Consider the following 769-nt stretch of genomic DNA (forward strand, 5'->3'; position numbering starts at 1 on the left):
CCGATCATGGGCGTGGCCTTCTGGGACCCGGCGGCTCCGGCCGCTCCGGCGGGCCCGGCCGAAGGGGCACCGGAGGCCTTGGCCGCCCGCTCCCCCTCCTTCTTCTTCGGCGCCCTCCCCTTCTCCTTCTCCTTCTCCTTCGCCGAAGCAACCGCGGCGGCCTCGCCGCCCGCGGCCGGCTCCGCGACGGCCCCCGTGACCGCCGTCTCCTCCCCCACCACCCGGTTGAGCTCGCGCGCCGCCTCCGTGACCGCGATCTTCGGGTTCCCGCGCAGCCACCCCGCCATCAGCCGCAGCGCGGCCGGCCGGGAGGCGCAGGCCTCGGCGAGGTCCGCCCCGCCGACCGGGTCGCAGGAGATCCGGGTGCCGCCGACCAGGTCGGCCAGCAGCTCGCCGGAGGCCTGCCGGTCCAGCCCGCCGAGGATCACCGGGTCGATGTCCTCGATCCCGGTGAGCGGCCCGGCCGTGGTGGCGAGCACCAGGCAGCCCGGTTCGTCGGCGAGCAGCGGCCACACCTGCCCGGCGTCCCGGACGTCGTCCAGGACGAGCAGCACCCGCAGCCCGGCGAGCGCCTCGCGCAGCGCCACGCAGCCCGGCTCGTCCCGCCCGTCCTCGCCCGTCCCGGGCAGCGGCACGGCGGTCTGCGGGTCGAGCTGCTCCAGCAGCAGCCGGGCGGCCCGGGCGGGCGCCACCCGGCCGCCGTCCGGGGCGGACAGCCGGACGAACAGCACGCCGTCCGGGTAGTCGGCGGCGACGGTACGGGCGAAGC

Annotated in this window: 1 pseudogene; it reads right to left on the reverse strand. The window is 78.2% G+C overall.

Annotated features, from left to right (window positions below):
• A pseudogene (locus AE652_RS42425) lies at positions 1 to 769 on the reverse strand (hypothetical protein); the annotation flags it as partial.

The sequence above is a fragment of the Kitasatospora sp. MY 5-36 genome (assembly GCF_001182915.1).
GTDB lineage: Bacteria > Actinomycetota > Actinomycetes > Streptomycetales > Streptomycetaceae > Kitasatospora.